This is a genomic window from Plantactinospora veratri (assembly GCF_036421995.1).
Classification (GTDB): domain Bacteria; phylum Actinomycetota; class Actinomycetes; order Mycobacteriales; family Micromonosporaceae; genus Plantactinospora; species Plantactinospora veratri.
Window position 1 is genome coordinate 73,884 of record NZ_JAZGQL010000005.1, and the last position, 17,816, is coordinate 91,699.

The window sequence follows — 17,816 nt, forward strand, 5'->3', positions numbered from 1 at the left end:
TAGTGCGTCCGCTCCGGCTCGACCTGGCCGGCTTCACCGCCTTCCGGGACGCCACCACCGTCGACTTCACCGACGCGGACTTCTTCGCCCTGGTCGGGCCGACCGGTTCGGGCAAGTCCAGCGTGCTCGACGCGATCTGCTTCGCCCTCTACGGCACGGTGCCGCGCTGGGGCGGCGCCCGGGGCATCGCCAACGCGCTGGCCCCGTCGGCCGCCGAGGCCCGGGTCCGACTGGTCTTCGAGTCCGCCGGTGCCCGCTACGTGGCGACCCGGGTGGTCCGGCGGGACAGCCGGGGCAACGTCAAGACCGGCAACGCGGGGCTGCAACTGATGCCGCCCGGCTTCGACGTGACGAAGCTGGACACCGGGCTCAGCCCGGAGGACCTCGGTGAGGTGGTCGCCGGTACCCCGGCCGAGATGGACGAGGCGGTGCTGGAGGCGGTCGGGCTGCCGTACGAGCAGTTCACCAGCTGCGTACTGCTGCCGCAGGGGCAGTTCGCCGACTTCCTGCACGCCAAGCCGGCGACCCGGCAGCAGATCCTGGTCAACCTGCTCGGCCTCGGCGTCTACGAGGAGGTGCAGAAGCGGGCGACCGCGCGGGCCGCCCGGGCCGACGCCGCGCTGGAGGCCGTCGACCGGATGCTCGACGGGCTCACCGGGATCGACGACGAGACGCTGGCGGCCGCCGCCGGCCGGGTGGAGGCGATGCGGGAGCTGGCCGACGGGGTCGACGCCGCCGTACCCGAGCTGCGGGCCGCCCGTACCGCCGCGGCCGAGGCGGAGCGCGGGCTCGCCGCGCTCGACGCCGAACTCGCCGAGCTGGCCCGGGTCCGGCCGCCCCGGGACCTCGCCGTCGTCGCCGACGCGGTCGCGGCCGCCCGGGAAGCCGCGACCGAGGCGTCGGCGGCGGTGACCGTGGCCGAGGAACGCGAGGAGAAGCTCCGCGGTGAACTGGCCGGCGCCGGCGACCCGGCGGCGCTGCGGCTGCTGCAACAGGCGCACACCGAACGCAAGCAGGTGGCCGGCGAGGCGGCGGCGCTGGCCGGCGCGCTGGACTCGGCCGGTGCCGACCACGACGCGGCGGTGGCCGCGCTGGAGGCGGCCCGGTCCGGAGCGGAGCGGGCCCGGGCGGAGCTGGAGGCGGCCCGGTCCGCCTACCAGGAGGCGCAGACCGCCGACCGGGCGGCGGCGCTCCGGGCCCACCTGCACGCCGGGGCGCCCTGCCCGGTCTGCACCCAGCCGGTGACCGAGGTGCCGCCGCTGCCGGAGGGCTCGGCGGTGGCCGCCGCGAAGCAGGCCGGCGAGGCCGCCCGGGCCGCCGCCGACGCCGCCGACCGGCTGGTCGCCGAGCGGGACCGGGCCGCCCGGGAGCTGGAACGCACCCTCGACCAGGCCCGGGCCCGGCACGAGCAGCTCACCGCCCGGCTCGCCGACCTCGACGCCCGGCTCGCCGACTCCCCCGGCCCGGCCGCGCTGCGCGAGCGGCTCGACCTGCTCGCCGGGCTCCGCCGTGACCTGGAGGCGGCCGGCGGGGCGGTACGGGCGGCCCGGGAGACCGCCCGGCGGACCCGGGCCGGGGTGGAGGCGGCCGAGGAGCGGCTGCGGGGTGCCTGGCACGCCTTCGACACGGTGCGGGACGCGGTGGCCCGGTTCGGTCCGCCGGCCGCCGACCGGGCGGACGTGACCGCCGCCTGGGCCGGGCTCGCCGACTGGGCGGCCCGGGCCGGCGAGGAGCGGCGGGCGAACCGGGCCGGCGCCGCCTCGGCGGTGACCGAGGCACACGGCACCGTCGACGCGGTCGCGGAACGGATCGCCGCCCTCTTCACCGCCGTCGGGCTCGACCGGCCGGCCGCCGACGCCGACCCGGTCCGGCTGGCGGTGGTCGCGCTCGAGCGGGCCGAGGCCGAGCACCGCCGGCTGGTCGAGCGCCGGGAGCAGGCCCGGGAGCTGACCGAACGCCGGACCGGGCACGAGCGGGAGTCCCGGATCGCCAAGGCGCTGGCCGGGCACCTGCGGGCCAACAACTTCGAGCGGTGGCTGCTGGCCGAGGCGCTCGACATGCTGGTCGACGGGGCCTCCCGGATCCTGCGCGAACTCACCGGCGGGCAATACGATCTGGCGCACGACAAGGGCGAGTTCTTCGTCCTCGACCACCACGACGCGGGGCTGCGCCGGGCGGTCCGGACACTCTCGGGCGGGGAGACCTTCCAGGCCTCGCTGGCGCTGGCGCTGGCCCTCTCCGAGCAACTCGCCGGGCTCTCGACCACCACCGCCAGCCTGGAGTCGATCGTGCTCGACGAGGGCTTCGGCACCCTGGACGCGGCGACCCTGGACACCGTCGCCGCCACCCTGGAAAACCTCGCCGCCCGGGGCGACCGGATGGTCGGGGTGGTCACCCACGTACCGGCGCTGGCGGAGCGGATCCCGGTCCGGTTCGAGGTACGCAAGGACGCCCGCAGTTCCCGGGTCGAACGGACCGGCCGGTGAGCACCCGGCTCTTCGTCGACGCCTGGGACCCGGCCTACGGTGCCTCGTTCGAGGCGGCCGGTGGCCCGGCGGCACCGAGCAGTGCCCAGGTGCAGACCGACGTCGAGCTGCCCGCCGACGAGTGGCGCCCGCTCGCCGCCCCGGACACCATCGAGCCGCCGGACGTGGTGCTGCTGGTCGACGGGGTACGCCGGATCGACGCCAGCGTCTGGACCGAGGAACCGGACGGCACCTCCTACCCCGGCCTGGCCGCCTCGTACGCCGCCGGGGTGGTCCGCTGCGACCTGCGCCGGGGTGCCGCCGAACTGGCCGGTGCCGAGGTGGAACGGGGACTCTTCACCGCCAGCCCGTCGGCGCAGGACGTGGTCGCCGGGCAGATCCGGTACGCCGTACACCGGCTCAGCGGGACCGGCGAGCTGAGCAAGCTGCCGGCGGCGGTCCAGGGGCCGCTGACCGCGCTCGAGGTGAAGGTCTCCGGCGCGGTCCGGGACGACGGCGACCTGCTGGTGGTGGACGGCCCGCTGCGCAGCCGGCGGCAACTGCCGCGCACCCTCGGCTACATCAAGACCCAGCACAGCCAGTACCTGGAGGCCCGGCACACCGCGCTGGTCACCGGGCTGGCCGCCCGGGAACGCTCCCCGGTCTTCCGGCTCGGTACGGCCTGGGGCGGCTACTCCTGGTATCTGCGGCTGCCCGGCTCGGGGCGCGGCCCGTGGGCCGGGATCGTCCGGGTCGAGTGCTCGGCCGAGCTGGCCGAGCAGCAGGCGATCGAGTTGGCTGACCTCTCCCTGGTCACGCTGCCGAAGTTCGCCTCCACGCCCTACAAGGACCCCCGGGCCCCGCAGAACCTGATCCCGATCGCCGGGCTGGAACGCCGGCTGCGGGCCCGGCTCGGCGACGGCCGGCTGCTGCACCGCGCCCTCACCCTGGCCACCACCCGGGCCGCCCCGGCGGCCTTCACCGGTTGACCCGACGGGTGCGCAACGGCTCGTTCCGCCAACCCCCGTCCGGGCCGGGACGCCCGGCGGCGATACTTCACCGGTGGGGCGGAAACGGCGGGCCGACGCGCTCGCGGTGAAGGTGGCGAGCGGCCTGGCGGAGCTGCGCCCGGACCCGGACCGGCCGGGTTCGTACACGCTGCTGGTCGACGGGGCGCCGCAGTCGCACGTCGACCTCACCGACCCGACCCACCTGGAGTTCGAGTACGTCCGCCGGATCGCCATCGTGCTCGACCTCGTCGCGCCGGCCGGTGAGCCGCTCCGGGTGCTGCACCTCGGCGGCGGGGCGCTGACCCTGCCGCGCTATCTCTGCGCCACCCGGCCCGGCTCGACCCAGCGGGTCGTCGAGGTCGACGCGGCCCTGGTCGACCTGGTCCGGGAGAAACTGCCCTGGCCGGCCGACCCCCGGCTGCGGGTCCGGGTCGGCGACGCCCGGGAGGTGCTCGGCACCATCCGGGACGGCAGCTACGACGTGGTGGTGGCCGACGTCTTCGCCGGAGCCCGCACCCCGGCACATCTGACCTCAGTGGAGTTCGCGGCCGAGGCGGCCCGGGTGTTGCGCCCCGGCGGCGTACACGTGGTCAACGTCGCGGACGGCCCACCGCTGCGGTACGCCCGCGCCCAGGTCGCCACCGTCCGGGCCGTACTCCCCGAGATCTGCCTGGTCGCCGATTCGGCGGTGCTGCGCGGCCGCCGGTACGGCAACCTGGTGCTGGCCGCCAGCCGGGCCGAACTGCCGGTGCCGGAGCTGGTCCGGCGTACCGCCGGAGACTGGTTCCCGGGCCGGGTGCTGGCCGGCGCCGACCTGGACCGGTTCGCCGACGGTGCCCGGGTGGTCGTCGACAGCGCCGCCCGGTCCTCCGCACCGCCGCCGCCGGGGAGCTTCGACATCGCCCGCTAGCCGGACACATCGGACGTCACGGCCGCCGAGGTGCAGCTTTGGCACAACTTCTCCGAGCCGCGTTGATCCGGCCCGGCCCGGAGTCCGTACTTCTCGGCGGCGGGATCGACCGGACCCCAGGCGGGGGCCGGCTCACGCGCCTTCGACGCGGAGGTATGGGTGGGATGCAGGCGGTAGCCGGCGGATGGTATGGCGACACGGTCATGCCGGGGCGAATGTGCGCCACCTCGCAACGCCGGTCAATTCGGTACCGGAAAAGTCTCGACGCGCGGCCGGCCGGACGGAATGATGGGCCGGTGACACCGCGACCGGCTGCCGGCCGCCACAATTCGACCCCCGCCGAGAACAGGCACTCCGACGAGCTCGTTCGCGTGCTCTACGAGGAACATGCCAAACCTCTGCTGATGTTCGTCCTGCGGCTGACCGGCGGCGACCGCCAGCGCGCCGAGGACGTGGTGCAGGAGACGCTGTTACGCGCCTGGCGCAACGCACACCGGCTCGGCACCCACGGCCAGTCGTCGTTGCGTCCCTGGCTCGTCACCGTCGCCCGGCGGATCGTGATCGACGACCATCGCAGCGAGCAGGCCCGACCCGCCGAGACGTACGACCGCGATCTGGAGGGCTTCTCCGAGTCGGACGACACGGACCGGGTGCTGCGGATGATGACCATCACGGACGCCCTGCGCACGCTGAGCCAGCCGCACCGGGAGGTGCTGGTGGCGACGTACTTCCGGGGGCGCACGGTGCCGGAGGCCGCCGAGGAGTTGGGGCTGCCGCTCGGCACCGCGAAGTCCCGGGTCTACTACGCGCTGCGGGCACTGCGGGCAGCCCTCGTGGAGCGGGGGGTGACCGAGTGAACGCCGAGATCCACTGGGACGTCGCGTCGTACGCCCTGGGCGTTCTGGACGAGCGCGACACGGTGCGTTTCGAGGAGCACCTGGCGAGTTGCCCGCAGTGCGGGCTGGAGCTGGAGTCGCTGCTGCCGGTGGTGGACATGCTGGGCGAGGTCGACGGCCGTGACCTGGTGGTGGCGGAGCGCGCCGAGTCCGACGGCCTGCTCTTCGACCGGGTCGTGGCGGCGGTCGGCGCGGACCGGCGGCGGGCCCGCAGCCGGCGGCTCTACAGCCTCGCGGCCGGTGTGGTGCTGCTGGCGATGCTGACCGGCCTGGCGCTCTTCGCCGGGACCCGGATCGCCGATCCGGGCACGACGACCGCGCAGCCGCCTGGCGCCGGCACGGTCACCGGCAGCCCGGGGGCCACCGGCCGGCCGGCGCCGACCGGCGAGCGGTTCACCGCCACCGATCCGGACAGCGGGGTGCGCATGGAGGTGATCCTCGGCTCGACACCCTGGGGCACCCGGGTCTCCTACGCGCTGAGCGGGTTGTCCGGCCCGAAGGTGTGCCGGCTGGTGGCGATCCACAAGAACGGGGACACCGAGGCCCTCTCCAGTTGGAAGGTGCCGCCGGGCGGCTACGGCACGAAGACCCAGCCCAACCCGCTGATGCTGGAGACCGCCACCTCCAGCGACCTGGACGACATCGTCGGGTTCCAGGTGCAGGTGATCGACGACGACGGGTCGACGGACCCCCTGGTGACCGTGCCGGCCTGACGGGCCTGGGAGTTTCGCACGGGGCCAAGCCGACCACAGGCGTCGTCCCGGCGCCATCACGGCTCGGACAATTGCGCGCCCGAATCACGTCGTGCCGCACCGTCAGAGATTTACCGGCGACGGAAAGCACGTGGTCACGACGGCTCTTGATTTGTACGTACGGCGCGCGGCAGAAGTTCAACGTTTTCGCTGTGAAATTGTCCACTACGAATTGGCTCAACCGGGCGGCCGAAGTGGCCGTACTTCCCGGCAACCTGTCCAGCAGAGGAGGGGACGTGGCACCGACGAAGCGTACCGGCGTCGTACTGGCCGGCGCGGCGCTGGCCGCGTTGACGGCCTGCGCACCTGCGGGAACCACCCCGAACACCAGTGCCGCCGGCAACGCGAAGCCGGCGGCGAACGCGGCCGCCGAGCCGACCCCCGAACCCGCCGCCGAGCCGACCCCGCAGCCCGTCGAGGTGGCCGAGGTGGACGTCACCGCCGGCCTGGTCGGCAAGCGGGTCCCCCGGATGGGTCAGGTGGTGACCGACGACAAGGGCTGGGTGCTCTACCGCTTCGACCGGGACTCGGCGAAGCCGCCGACGACGACCTGCGTCGGCGAGTGCGCCCGGGTGTGGCCGGCCGCGCTCACCAACGGCACGCCGAGTGTCAAGGGCGTCGCCGCGGACAAGGTCGGCACGGTCGTCCGGCCCGACGGCACCAGGCAGATCACCATCGGCGGCTGGCCGGTGTACCGCTACATCGGTGACAAGAAGCCCGGACAGTGGAAGGGCCAGGGCGTCGGCGGCACCTGGTTCGTGGTGACCCCGGCCGGTACCAAGAACCTCAGCTGCCTGCCGACCGGCAAGCCGAAGCCGGTCGCCCCGCCGCCGGCGGAGGCCGGGGAACAGACGGGGTCCGGCTACTGACCAGCCGACCCACGGGTGCTGCCGCACAGACCCGGCGGCCGGCCGTTGCCAGGGTAGGCGCGGTCGGTCGTCGCCGTGGTCCCGGACGCGACGTGCGGCAACCGTCGCTGTCCGGCTGCGACGCCGGCCCTGTCCGGGGCCGGCGTCGCGGACTGTCCGGGAGCCGGCCGGACCGACCACACAGGAGGGTCACCTCGACCACCGGCGACAGCCTCCGGCGGCCCCGCCGATGGTTAGCCCCCCGAAACATAAGTTCCTTTTAAGTGGACCTCAAGAGATCCCTATCTTCTCTACCACGGTTTGACTCTCAGCCAACGCATTCCGTACGGTTTTTTTCGCACCGTTACCGGCTGAATATTCGGAAAGGCGGGAAGATGGAGACGATATACGCGTTGCCACGCGGCGACTACGATCGTCCCTCCGCTTCGCCGATCTCCGTGGCCGGCGCCGCGCCCGGTGACCCCCGCCGGGTCGACAGCGCGCCGATAGCCGGCCTCCGGGCCCGCCTCGTCGCCGGCCTGCCCAGCATCCCGCCCTCGCCGAGGACCCTCCGGTCCTCGGCACCATCAGCCTGGTCCCGCTGAAATCCGACCTCGCTGACCGAACCCTCTAAGGAAGAGGTGGCACCACGTGAAGAACACCCCCGTCCGCTCCTCACGGCGGCGCTCGAACCGACCACCACGCAACAAGCGCCTGATCGCCGTGCTGGCCACGCTGGGCGTGTTCGGCGCGATCGTCACGGTCACCCAGGTCTCGAACGCCGGCACCTGGGGCCGGAACCGGCCCTCCGCGGCCAAGCCCTGCCCGACCGCCCCGGCCCCGGCGACCAGCGCGCCGTCGACGAGCGCGCCGACCGGCGCCCCGGGCACGGCGAACCCGTCCTCCTCGGCCGCCGCAGAGGGTCCGGGCACGGCGGCGAAGCCGCAGACCCGGTCGTACCACGACCACGGTGCCGTGCAGCACCCCGGTGACGGACAGGAGCCGGGCACCCTGGCCCAGCGCGGTCGGCCGGGCGGTGGCAGCGCCAACTGCACGCCCAGCCCGGGTACCAGCAGCAGCGCCGCGCCGGGCAACCCGGCCGCGCTGGAGCCGCTCGGCGCGGACTGCGCGGACAGCGACCTCCAGACGCACGACGGTTTCCAGAACGGCCCCCGCTGTGTCGGCACCGCGTTCGGTGAGGTCGGCTCCCCGGAGCAGAACCCCTCTCTGCTGATCACCCAGGCGCCGAACTCGGTCCGGGTCAACCAGCAGTTCACGCTCCGGGTCAGCACCCGCAACCTGGTCCGGGACCGGTTCCTGCCGGCCGGGCAGGGTGGCTACTACAAGGAGAGCTCCTTCCTCACCGAGGAGGGCCTGGTCCGCGGCCACTTCCACTCCGCCTGCCGGATGCTGAGCAGCAACCGTTCCGCGCCGGACCCGGCGCCGGTCCCGGCGTTCTTCGTGGCGACCGAGGACGGCCGGGGTGGTGCCCAGCCGGACACCGTCACGGTGACCGTGCCGGGGCTGACCCAGCGGGGAACCGCGCAGTGCGCGGTGTGGGCCGGTGACGGCTCGCACCGGGTCCCGATGATGACCCGCGCCAACCAGGTGCCGGCCTTCGACGTAGTCCGGATCACCGTCAGGTGATCCCGGCCGGCTCGGGCCGGCCGGCGGCCGCAGCGGTGAAACGCTCCCGCCACACCCCGCACCACCGGCGGTGCCTGGTCCCCCGACCCCGCCGCCACCAGGGAAGTCCGACGACGAGAGACCGGAAGGAGGAGGACCGGATCGGACCCACCTGACACCGCTTGAGGCCGGACGGCACCGGAACGCGCACGGGCGTTCCGGTGCCGTCCCGTCGTGGGCCCGGTCCGCCCACTCTCCGGGCCGGGGCACCCCGGCGGCCGGCCCGCCGCTGTGGACCGCCCCGTCCCCCGTGGCAGAGTGTCCGGGTGACCGCCACCGGGCCGACCGCGAGCCGGCTGCTGCGACCGCCGCAGCGCTACCACCTCGACGGTTCGGTCGGGTCGCTGGCGATGGGGGCACACGACCCCTGCGCCCGGTTCGTCGACGGCACGTTCTGGTGGGCCAGCCGTACCCCTGACGGGCCGGGGACGCTGGCGCTGCGCCGGGTCGGCGGCGACCTGGTCGCCGACGGCTACGGGCCGGGCGGCGGCTGGGTGGTGGACCGGGCCGACGCCGTGGCCGGGTTCCACGACGACCTGACCGGCTTCGACCGGCTCGCCGCCGCACACCCGCTGGTGGCGCGACTGGCCAACACCCACCGGGGGCTGCGACTGCCGGCCACCGGGCAGATCTTCCCCCGGCTGCTGCGGGCGATCCTGGAGCAGAAGGTCACCGGCAAGGAGGCCTTCCGGGCGTACTCGGCGACGGTGCGCCGGTTCGGCGTACCCGCCCCCGGACCGCTGCCCCGGCTCTGGGTACCGCCCGAGCCGGCGGTGATCGCCGGCCAGCCCTACTGGGTGTTCCACCCGTTCGGGGTGGAGCAGCGGCGGGCGGAGACGCTGCGCCGGGCGGCGGCCGAGGCGGACCGGCTGGAACGGTGCGCCGACCCGACCGAGGCGACCCGCCGGCTCACCGCCATCGTCGGGATCGGACCGTGGACGGCCGCCGAGGTGGTCCGGATCGCCTTCGGAGACCCGGATGCGGTGAGCGTCGGCGACTACCACATCCCGAACATGGTCGCCTGGGCGCTGGCCGGCGAGGCGCGCGGCGACGACGCCCGGATGCTGGCCCTGCTGGAGCCGTTCCGGGGCCACCGTGGTCGGGTCTGCCGGCTGCTGGAGGCCGGTGGCCACCACGCGCCCCGGTTCGGTCCCCGGATGCCGCTCCGCTCCTTCGCCCGGTTCTGACCGCCGGGGGCCGGCCGCCGCCCCTGTCCGGCTCAGCGGGCGGCCAGCCGGCGGAGCACCGACGCGCAGCGCCAGGCGTACCCGCGCTGGAAGAGCGGCAGCAGCGGACCTGCGGCCCGGGCCAGCGGCCCGGCGGGCCGGCTGAACGCGGTGACGGTGAACCGCACCCCGCCGTCGTCGAGGCGCTGCACCAGGAACGCCTCCTCGCCCCGTACCGGGTGTCCGGGCAGGGTGCCGTAGCCGAAGCCGGCCCGATGCTCGTCGCGTACCGCCCAGACCACCTCGCAGGGGGCGGCCAGCCGCAGCCGGCCCAGCCCGAGCCCGGCGGTGACCGTGCAGCCCGGTTCGGCCCGGGGCGCACTGGCGTCGATCCGCACCCCCATGGCCCGGTGCATCCGCCAGCTGAGCACCGCCTCGCCGGCCAGCTCGAACGCGCCCGGGGGCAGGGCGGCCCGGTAGCGCAGGTGCCGGTATCCGGCCGGCAGCCGGCCGGTGCGGGTGGCGCCGACCTCCGGATAGGTCAGTCCGGGCATCGCCTGACGCCTCCTCCCGCGGGTACCCGCCGGGTGGCCACGGGTACGGCGTCGCTTCCGCTCGGCAGCCTAACCGGTGGGACAGCCGCCGGCCGGGGCAGCCGGGGCCGGGGCGGACCTGGTTGCCTGCTGGGATGTCCCCGCAGCAGCCTGCGGTGCCGGAGTCCACCGCCACGGCCCGCTCGATCGTCGTGCAACCGGCGACGGTGGCCGACGCCGGTGAGATCCTCACCGTGCAGCGGGCCGCCTACCTGAGCGAGGCGCAGCGCTACGCGGATCCGTGGCTGCCGCCGCTCACCGAGACGCTGGCCGAGATCCGGGCCGTACTCGCGCGGCCGCCCGGGACCGGCGTGGTGCTGGTCGCCCGGCTCGGCACCCGGCTCGTCGGTGCGGTCCGGGCCCGGTTCCAGCACGGGACCGGGCAGGTCGGCCGGCTCGCCGTCGCCCCCGACCTCCAGGGCCGGGGGATCGGCGGCCGGTTGCTGCACGCGGTCGAGGCCGCCTGCCCGGACCGGGTACGCCGGTTCGAGCTGTTCACCGGCGCCGACAGCGCGGAAAACCTGCGGCTGTACCGCCGGCACGGGTACGTCGACTACGCGCACCGGCCGCTGGACACCGGCCCCGGACTGGTCTACCTGGAGAAGTACCGCAGCTGCCCGGACGGCTCAGCCGGCCACCGAGAGCAGCGCCTCGGCGACGGTGGTACGGCTGTTCAGCACGGTCCGGCCGGTCCGGTGCGTGGCCACCAGTCCGGCGGCCCGGAGCACGGCGAGGTGCTGCGAGACGCCCCCGGCCGAGAGCCCGGTACGCCGGGCAAGCTCGGTGGTGGAGAGCGGTGACCGCATCTCGGCGAGTACCCGGGCCCGGCCCCGGCCGAGTACCGCCGCCAGGCTCTCGGGTGCCTGCCGGGGTGTCTCCCAGAGCGTGGCGATGCCCCGGGCCGGGTACGCGAGCTGCGGCGCCGGCCCGGCCGCGACGCTCGCCACCGACGGCCAGACGAAGACGGACGGGATCAGCACCAGCCCGTTCCCGTCCGGTACGTCGGCGGCGGTGCAGTGCTGCTGGGCGATGGCCAGGGTCTCCCCCTCCCAGCGGACCTGCCGGTGCAGGTCGTTGAGGAGTCCGGCGGCGCCGTCGGCGGCGAGCCGCCGGGCCCGGTGGTGCACCTCGGCGTCGAGCAGCAGCCGGATCCGGGCCCAGTCCGGTGCGAGCGCGATCCGCCAGTACCGGACGATCTCGTCGGCGAGCCGGCGCAGCGCGTCGGCCGGGTCGGCGTACAGGTGGCGCACTGCCGGGGCGTCCCGGCCGGGGTAGCTGTCGAGGTCCGCCCGGACCACCTCGGCCGGGGTGGCCAGCAGCGTCGCGAGTTCGGTGTCGAGGTCCGGGCTGAGTCCCTCGGGTGCCGGGGTGAGGAAGTCGGGCAGGTAGTGCGGCCGGGCCGGGATCAGCTGCCAGAGCAGCCCGCCCTGGGTCGCCGCCGCGCCTCCGGCCCGGTCGGGGGGCGCACCACCGGCGGGGAGCAGGCCGGCGTCGACGAGCCGGGGGCGTACCCGGGTCGCCCAGGGCAGGTGCACGGCGTGGTCACCGGCGTCGCGCAGCACCCGGACGCTGGTCGCGACCTCCCAGAGGCAGGAGACCGCGAAGCGGATCCGGGCGACGGCACCGCCCGGCAGACCGATGGAGACCACGTCGACCTCTCGTTTTAGGCAGAGCTGAAAGAATACGGCGACCGGTGCGGGCGGCGGAGACTGGCCACCATGAGTGATCAACGTCTTCGCGCCGAACTGTTCCGTTCCCTGCACGTCCCGGCCGACCCGGTGGTGCTGGTCAACGCCTGGGACGCGGCGAGTGCCCGGATCGTGGCGGCGGCCGGCGCGCGGGCCGTCGCGACGACCAGCGCCGGGGTGGCGTGGAGCCTCGGCGCCCCGGACGGCGACGTCCTGGGCCGGGAGCCGGCCACCGAACTCGTCGGGCGGGTCGCCGCGGCGGTCTCGGTGCCGGTCACCGCCGACATCGAATCCGGTTTCGGGGCCACTCCGGAGCAGGTCGCCGAAACCGTCCGCGCGGTCCTGGCCGCCGGCGCGGTCGGGGTGAACCTGGAGGACGCGGCGCCGGGCGGCGGCCCGGGGCTGCGCGAGGTCGCCGACCAGTCGGCCCGGCTGGCCGCCGCCCGGGCCGTCGCGGACGAGGTCGGGATTCCGCTGTACGTCAACGCCCGGGTCGACACCTTCCTGCGGGGTACCGGCGGGGTGCCGGAGACCCTCGACCGGGCGGCCCACTATCTCCGGGCCGGTGCCGACGGGATCTTCGTGCCCGGGGTGGTCGACCCGGAGACGGTGGCGGCACTGGCCGCCGGCATTCCGGCACCGCTGAACATCCTCGCCGGTCCCGGTGCGCCGGCCGTACCCGAGTTGGCCCGGCTCGGGGTGGCCCGGGTCAGCCTCGGCTCGGCGGTGGCCGAGGCGGCGTACGCGGTGGTCCGGCGGGCCGCCGAGGAGGCGTACGGGTCGGGCGGCTACGACGCCCTCGCCGGTGCCCTGGACTACGGGGCGGTCAACGAGCTGATGCGCCGCTGACTCCGGCACCGTCCCGTGCCACCGGGCCCCGGCGTGGATTCGGGACGTTCGGCGGTGGATCCGGGGAGTGTTTGGGGAACGATGGTGGAATGTCGAACACCGCAGAGGGCAGCAGGGCCAGCGACGGCGGCAACGCCACCGACGGCAGCTATGTCAACCCGGGTGGGGAGTTCACCCGGGACCAGCGCTACATCGCCACCCGGATCACCGCCGACGGGCGGGACGGCTATCCGGTGGAGCCGGGCCGGTACCGGTTGGTGGTGAGCCGGGCCTGTCCGTGGGCCAACCGGGTGATCATCGTCCGCCGGTTGCTCGGGCTGGAGGACGTGCTGTCGATGGGGGTCGCCGGGCCGACCCACGACGCCCGGAGCTGGACCTTCGACCTCGATCCGGGCGGCCGGGACCCGGTGCTCGGCATCGAGCGGCTCCAGGAGGCGTTCTTCGCCCGGTTCCCCGGCTACGAGCGGGGGATCACGGTGCCGGCGATCGTGGACGTGCCGACCGGGCAGGTCGTGACGAACGACTTCGCCCAGATGACCCTCGACCTGTCGACGCAGTGGCGGGCGTACCACCGCTCCGGTGCGCCCGACCTCTATCCCGAGGCGCTGCGGGAGGAGATCGACGAGGTGAACGGGGTCGTCTTCGCCGACGTCAACAACGGGGTCTACCGGTGTGGTTTCGCCGGCAGCCAGCAGGCGTACGAGAAGGCGTACCGGCGGCTCTTCGACCGGCTGGACTGGCTCTCGGCCCGGCTGGAGGGGCAGCGCTACCTGGTCGGGGAGACCATCACCGAGGCCGACGTCCGGCTCTTCACCACCCTGGTCCGGTTCGACGCCGTCTACCACGGGCACTTCAAGTGCAACCGGCAGAAGCTGTCCGAGCAGCCGGTGCTCTGGGCGTACGCCCGGGATCTGTTCAGTACGCCCGGCTTCGGCGACACCATCGACTTCGACCACATCAAGCGGCACTACTACGAGGTGCACCGGGACATCAACCCGACCGGGATCGTGCCGGCCGGGCCGGACCTGCGGAACTGGCTGGAGCCGCACGGCCGGGAGGCGCTCGGCGGTCGCCCGTTCGGGGACGGCACCCCGCCGCCACCGCCGCCCGCCGACGAGACCGTACCGGCCGGGCACACTCCGCTGGCGGGCTGAAGCGTTAGGAAGGGCCCCCGCTTATCGCTTTTTGTATAAGCGGGGGCCCTTCCTTGCACGTGAACCGGCTCCGGCGGCCTGGGCGAAATGAGAGGCTTGTCGGTGGTTGGCGGTCGGTCGGTCGGAGTCGGCCGGCACGGCGAGCGGGGGGCGGCGTGGCGAGCAAGGAAGCGGTGCTGCACCTGGTCGGCCTGGGTCGGAGTTACCAGGAGATCGGTGCCGAGCTGGGCATCCCGGCCGGGCAGGCGTACCTGGTCGGCACCGGGATCCCGGCCGACGGCGGCGGCACGGTGACCCGGGCGCAACGGCAGCGCCCCGGTGTCCTGCCGTCCCGCACCCAGACCCTGGTGAATCCGCGCGAGTTCAACCCGACGTCGTCCCGGCAGGTGCACGACTGGATGCGGGAGCGGGCCCGGGCCGACGGGCTGGGGCGACCCGGCCGGTAGCGAACGGGTCCGCCGCGGTGGCTCAGTGCCGGCGGTGGCGGCCATCGACGACAGGAGGCGCAGGTGCGCGGTCTACCGATCGGCTCGTGGCCGGTCTGGCGGCAGCTCACCGGTTCGGACCGGACCGGGCGGGCGGCCTCGGTGAAGTCGCGGCACAGTTCCGAGCTGCGCGCCCGGACCGCCGACGCGGACCGGGTGGTGAAGTCGGTCTGCCCGTACTGCGCGGTCGGCTGCGCCCAGAACGTCTACGTCCGGGACGAACAGGTGGTGCAGATCGAGGGGGACCCCGACTCGCCGGTGAGCCGGGGACGGCTCTGCCCGAAGGGCGCCGCCTCGCTGCAACTGACCACCGACTCGGGCCGGCTGGACCGGGTGCGCTACCGCCCGCCGTACGCCACCGAGTGGCAGGACCTCGACCTCGACACCGCGATGGAGATGATCGCCGAGCGGGTGATCCGGACCCGGCGGGAGACCTGGCAGGAGGAGCACGAGGGGCTCCGGGTGGCCCGGACGATGGGCATCGCGAGCCTCGGTGGCGCCACCCTGGACAACGAGGAGAACTATCTGATCAAGAAGCTCCTCACCGCGCTCGGGGTGATCCAGGTGGAGAACCAGGCGCGGGTCTGCCACAGCTCCACCGTGATCGGCCTGGGCACGTCGTTCGGGCGCGGCGGTGCGACCACCTTCATGCAGGATCTCCAGCACGCCGACTGCATCGTGATCGAGGGGTCCAACTTCGCCGAGGCGCACCCGGTCGGCTTCCAGTGGGTGCTGGCGGCGAAGGCCCGGGGCGCCACGGTGATCCACGTCGATCCCCGGTTCACCCGGACCAGTGCGCTGGCCGACCTGTACGTGCCGATCCGGGCCGGCACCGACATCGCGTTCCTCGGCGGGATCATCAACCACGTACTGACCGAGGAGAAGGACTTCCGGGAGTACGTGCTGGCGTACACCAACGCGTCGATCATCGTCAACGAACGGTTCCGGGACACCGAGGACCTGGACGGGCTCTTCTCCGGCTTCGACCCGGACAGCCACACCTACCGGGAGGAGAGCTGGCAGTACGAGGACGTGCAACTGGTTTCGGCGACCGGCGAGCGGGACAGCCAGTTCGAGGCCCGGGTGGCGGCCGGGCACAGCCTCCAGGACGATCCGAAGGGGGCGGCGGAGCACGAGGGGCACGGGTCCGGCGAGGGCGAGAAGTTCGGCTCCGGTACCGCCGCCCTGGACGGCCAGCTCCACCGTGACCTCACGCTCCAGGACCCGCGCTGCGTCTACCAGATCCTCAAGCGGCACTTCGCCCGCTACACCCCGGAGATGGTCGAGCGGGTCTGCGGCATCCCGCCGGAGGTCTTCGGGCAGGTGTGCCGGCACCTGGTGGACAACTCCGGCCCGGAGCGGACCAGCGAGTTCGTCTACGCGGTCGGCTGGACCCAGCACTCCGACGGTTCGCAGGTCATCCGCGCGGCCAGCATCCTGCAACTGCTCCTCGGCAACATCGGCCGGCCCGGCGGCGGCATCCAGGCGCTGCGCGGGCACGCCAGCATCCAGGGCTCGACGGACGTCCCGACGCTGTTCAACCTGTTGCCGGGCTACATCCCGATGCCGCACGCGCACCGGACCCAGACCCTGGCCGACTTCATCCTCGCCGACGCCGCCCGCAAGGGGTTCTGGGCGAACATGCGGGCCTACACGGTCAGCCTGCTCAAGGCGTGGTGGGGGGCGGCGGCCCGGCCGGAGAACGACTTCTGCTTCGACTACCTGCCCCGGCTGACCGGCAGCCACTCGCACTACGACACGGTCCTGGAGCAGCTCGGCGGCGCCTGCAAGGGGTACTTCCTGCTCGGCGAGAACCCGGCGGTCGGCTCGGCGAACGCCCGGATGCAGCGGCTCGGCATGGCCAGGCTGGACTGGCTGGTCGTCCGGGACCTCAACATGATCGAGAGCGCCACCTGGTGGAAGGACGGGCCAGAGATCGCCTCCGGGGAACTCGTCACCGAAGAGATCGGCACCGAGGTGTTCGTACTGCCGGCCGCGGCGCACACCGAGAAGGACGGCAGCTTCACCAACACCAACCGGCTGCTCCAGTGGCGTCACCAGGCGGTCGAGCCGGCCGGCGACCGGCGCAGCGACCTCTGGTTCGTGTACCACCTGGGCCGGATCATCCGGCAGAAGCTGGCCGGCTCGACCGATCCGAAGGACCGGCCGATCCTCGATCTGACCTGGGACTACCCGACCATCGGCCGGACGGGCGAGCCGGACGCCGAGGCGGTGCTCGCCGAGATCAACGGCTGGGACGCCGACGGCCGGCCGCTGTCGACGTACACCGAACTCGCCGACGACGGGTCGACGGCCTGCGGCTGCTGGATCTACTGCGGGGTCTACAAGGACGGGATCAACCAGGCCGCCCGGCGCAAGCCGGCCGAGGAGCAGAGCTGGGTCTCCCCGGAGTGGGCCTGGGCCTGGCCGGCGAATCGGCGGATGCTCTACAACCGGGCCTCGGCCCGGCCGGACGGACGGCCGTGGAGCGAGCGCAAGAAGTACGTCTGGTGGGATGCCGACGCCGGCCGGTGGACCGGGTACGACATACCCGACTTCGAGCCGAGCAAGCCGCCGGACTACCAGCCGCCCGAGGGCGCCCGGGGGGTGGCCGCGCTGCGCGGCACCGACGCGTTCATCATGCAGGCCGACGGGCTCGGCTGGCTCTTCGCGCCGGCCGGCGTCCTCGACGGGCCGCTGCCGACCCACTACGAGCCGCAGGACTCCCCTGTGGACAATCCGCTCTACGGCCAGCAGCGCAACCCGGCCCGGCTGCTCCGGCCGCACGAGCAGAACAAGTACCACCCGAACGGCTCGCAGCGCGGCGCGCAGGTCTTCCCGTACGTGGTGACCACCTACCGGCTCACCGAGCACTTCACGGCGGGCGGGATGAGCCGGAACACGCCGTACCTGGCCGAGTTGCAGCCGGAGTTCTTCTGCGAGGTCTCCCCCGAACTGGCCGCCGAACGCGGACTGGTGCACTGCGGCTGGGCCACCATCGTCACCGCCCGGGGCGCCGTCGAGGCCCGGGTGCTGGTGACCGAGCGGATCGCGCCGCTGCACGTCGACGGGCGGGTGGTGCACCAGATCGGCCTGCCGTTCCACTGGGGACCGAACGGCCACAGCCGGGGCGACGCGGCCAACGAACTCAGCTCGATCTCGCTGGATCCGAACTCGCACATCCAGGAGAGCAAGGCCTTCTCCGTCGACATCCGCCCCGGGCGGCGGCCGCGCGGGCCGGAGCGGGTGGCGCTGGTCCGGGACTACCAGCGCCGGGCCGGGATCACCATCGCGACCGGAACGGAGGTGTGAGC

General features: G+C 74.0%; 14 protein-coding genes and 1 pseudogene. 13 read left to right on the forward strand and 2 right to left on the reverse strand.

Annotated elements, in window-relative coordinates; genetic code table 11:
- Nucleotides 1-2 precede the first annotated feature (2 nt).
- The 8 genes from V1634_RS06495 (at nt 3) to V1634_RS06530 (ending at nt 9,754) form a co-directional block, all read left to right on the forward strand.
- Nucleotides 3-2,486 (forward strand): SMC family ATPase, encoded by a 2,484-nt coding sequence (locus V1634_RS06495; RefSeq protein WP_331206832.1) that lies wholly within the window; start codon nt 3-5, stop codon nt 2,484-2,486.
- Nucleotides 2,483-3,454, forward strand: coding sequence for a hypothetical protein (locus V1634_RS06500; protein WP_331206833.1), 972 nt, complete (start codon nt 2,483-2,485; stop codon nt 3,452-3,454). Before V1634_RS06495 ends, V1634_RS06500 begins: the two co-directional genes overlap by 4 nt.
- Nucleotides 3,455-3,527: 73 nt before the next feature.
- Nucleotides 3,528-4,385 carry a spermidine synthase gene (locus V1634_RS06505; RefSeq protein ID WP_331206834.1) on the forward strand — a complete coding sequence of 286 codons (858 nt, stop codon included), beginning with the start codon at nt 3,528-3,530 and terminating at the stop codon, nt 4,383-4,385.
- 164 nt (nt 4,386-4,549) lie between these two features.
- Entirely contained in the window at nt 4,550-5,242 is a 693-nt protein-coding gene (locus V1634_RS06510; protein WP_331206835.1) for a sigma-70 family RNA polymerase sigma factor, read from the forward strand.
- Complete coding sequence (locus V1634_RS06515; protein ID WP_331206836.1) at nt 5,239-5,994, forward strand: zf-HC2 domain-containing protein; 756 nt, start codon at nt 5,239-5,241, stop codon at nt 5,992-5,994. The genes V1634_RS06510 and V1634_RS06515 overlap by 4 nt, the downstream gene beginning before the upstream one ends.
- A 275-nt stretch (nt 5,995-6,269) precedes the next feature.
- Nucleotides 6,270-6,902: a COG4315 family predicted lipoprotein gene (locus V1634_RS06520; RefSeq protein WP_331206837.1), complete on the forward strand. Its 633-nt coding sequence runs from the start codon at nt 6,270-6,272 to the stop codon at nt 6,900-6,902.
- Between the two features lie 630 nt (nt 6,903-7,532).
- Nucleotides 7,533-8,528: a Pecanex-like protein 1 gene (locus tag V1634_RS06525; protein WP_331206838.1), complete on the forward strand. Its 996-nt coding sequence runs from the start codon at nt 7,533-7,535 to the stop codon at nt 8,526-8,528.
- 305 nt (nt 8,529-8,833) lie between these two features.
- Nucleotides 8,834-9,754, forward strand: coding sequence for a DNA-3-methyladenine glycosylase family protein (locus tag V1634_RS06530; RefSeq protein WP_331206839.1), 921 nt, complete (start codon nt 8,834-8,836; stop codon nt 9,752-9,754).
- A 32-nt stretch (nt 9,755-9,786) separates the two neighbouring features.
- Here V1634_RS06530 and V1634_RS06535 read toward each other — a convergent pair whose 3' ends face one another.
- On the reverse strand, nt 9,787-10,287 hold the full coding sequence (locus V1634_RS06535) for a DUF1990 family protein (protein ID WP_331206840.1): 501 nt from the start codon (nt 10,285-10,287) through the stop codon (nt 9,787-9,789).
- Between the two features lie 134 nt (nt 10,288-10,421).
- Here V1634_RS06535 and V1634_RS06540 point away from each other — a divergent pair.
- A pseudogene (locus V1634_RS06540) lies at nt 10,422-10,931 on the forward strand (GNAT family N-acetyltransferase); the annotation flags it as partial.
- 21 nt (nt 10,932-10,952) lie between these two features.
- On the opposite strand, the gene V1634_RS06545 reads toward V1634_RS06540, so the two are convergent.
- Nucleotides 10,953-11,975, reverse strand: coding sequence for an ArsR/SmtB family transcription factor (locus tag V1634_RS06545; protein ID WP_331206841.1), 1,023 nt, complete (start codon nt 11,973-11,975; stop codon nt 10,953-10,955).
- 69 nt (nt 11,976-12,044) lie between these two features.
- On the opposite strand from V1634_RS06545, the gene V1634_RS06550 reads away from it, so the two are divergent.
- The 4 genes from V1634_RS06550 to fdh all read left to right on the forward strand — a co-directional run bounded on the left by V1634_RS06550 (nt 12,045) and on the right by fdh (nt 17,814).
- A complete protein-coding gene (locus tag V1634_RS06550; RefSeq protein WP_331206842.1) occupies nt 12,045-12,863 on the forward strand; it encodes an isocitrate lyase/PEP mutase family protein in 819 nt (272 codons plus the stop codon).
- Nucleotides 12,864-12,952: 89 nt separating this feature from the next.
- Entirely contained in the window at nt 12,953-14,017 is a 1,065-nt protein-coding gene (locus V1634_RS06555; protein ID WP_331206843.1) for a glutathione S-transferase family protein, read from the forward strand.
- 155 nt (nt 14,018-14,172) lie between these two features.
- Entirely contained in the window at nt 14,173-14,463 is a 291-nt protein-coding gene (locus V1634_RS06560) for a hypothetical protein (RefSeq protein WP_331206844.1), read from the forward strand.
- Nucleotides 14,464-14,526: 63 nt separating this feature from the next.
- On the forward strand, nt 14,527-17,814 hold the full coding sequence (gene fdh, locus V1634_RS06565) for a formate dehydrogenase (RefSeq protein WP_331206845.1): 3,288 nt from the start codon (nt 14,527-14,529) through the stop codon (nt 17,812-17,814).
- The last annotated feature ends 2 nt before the right edge of the window (nt 17,815-17,816 follow it).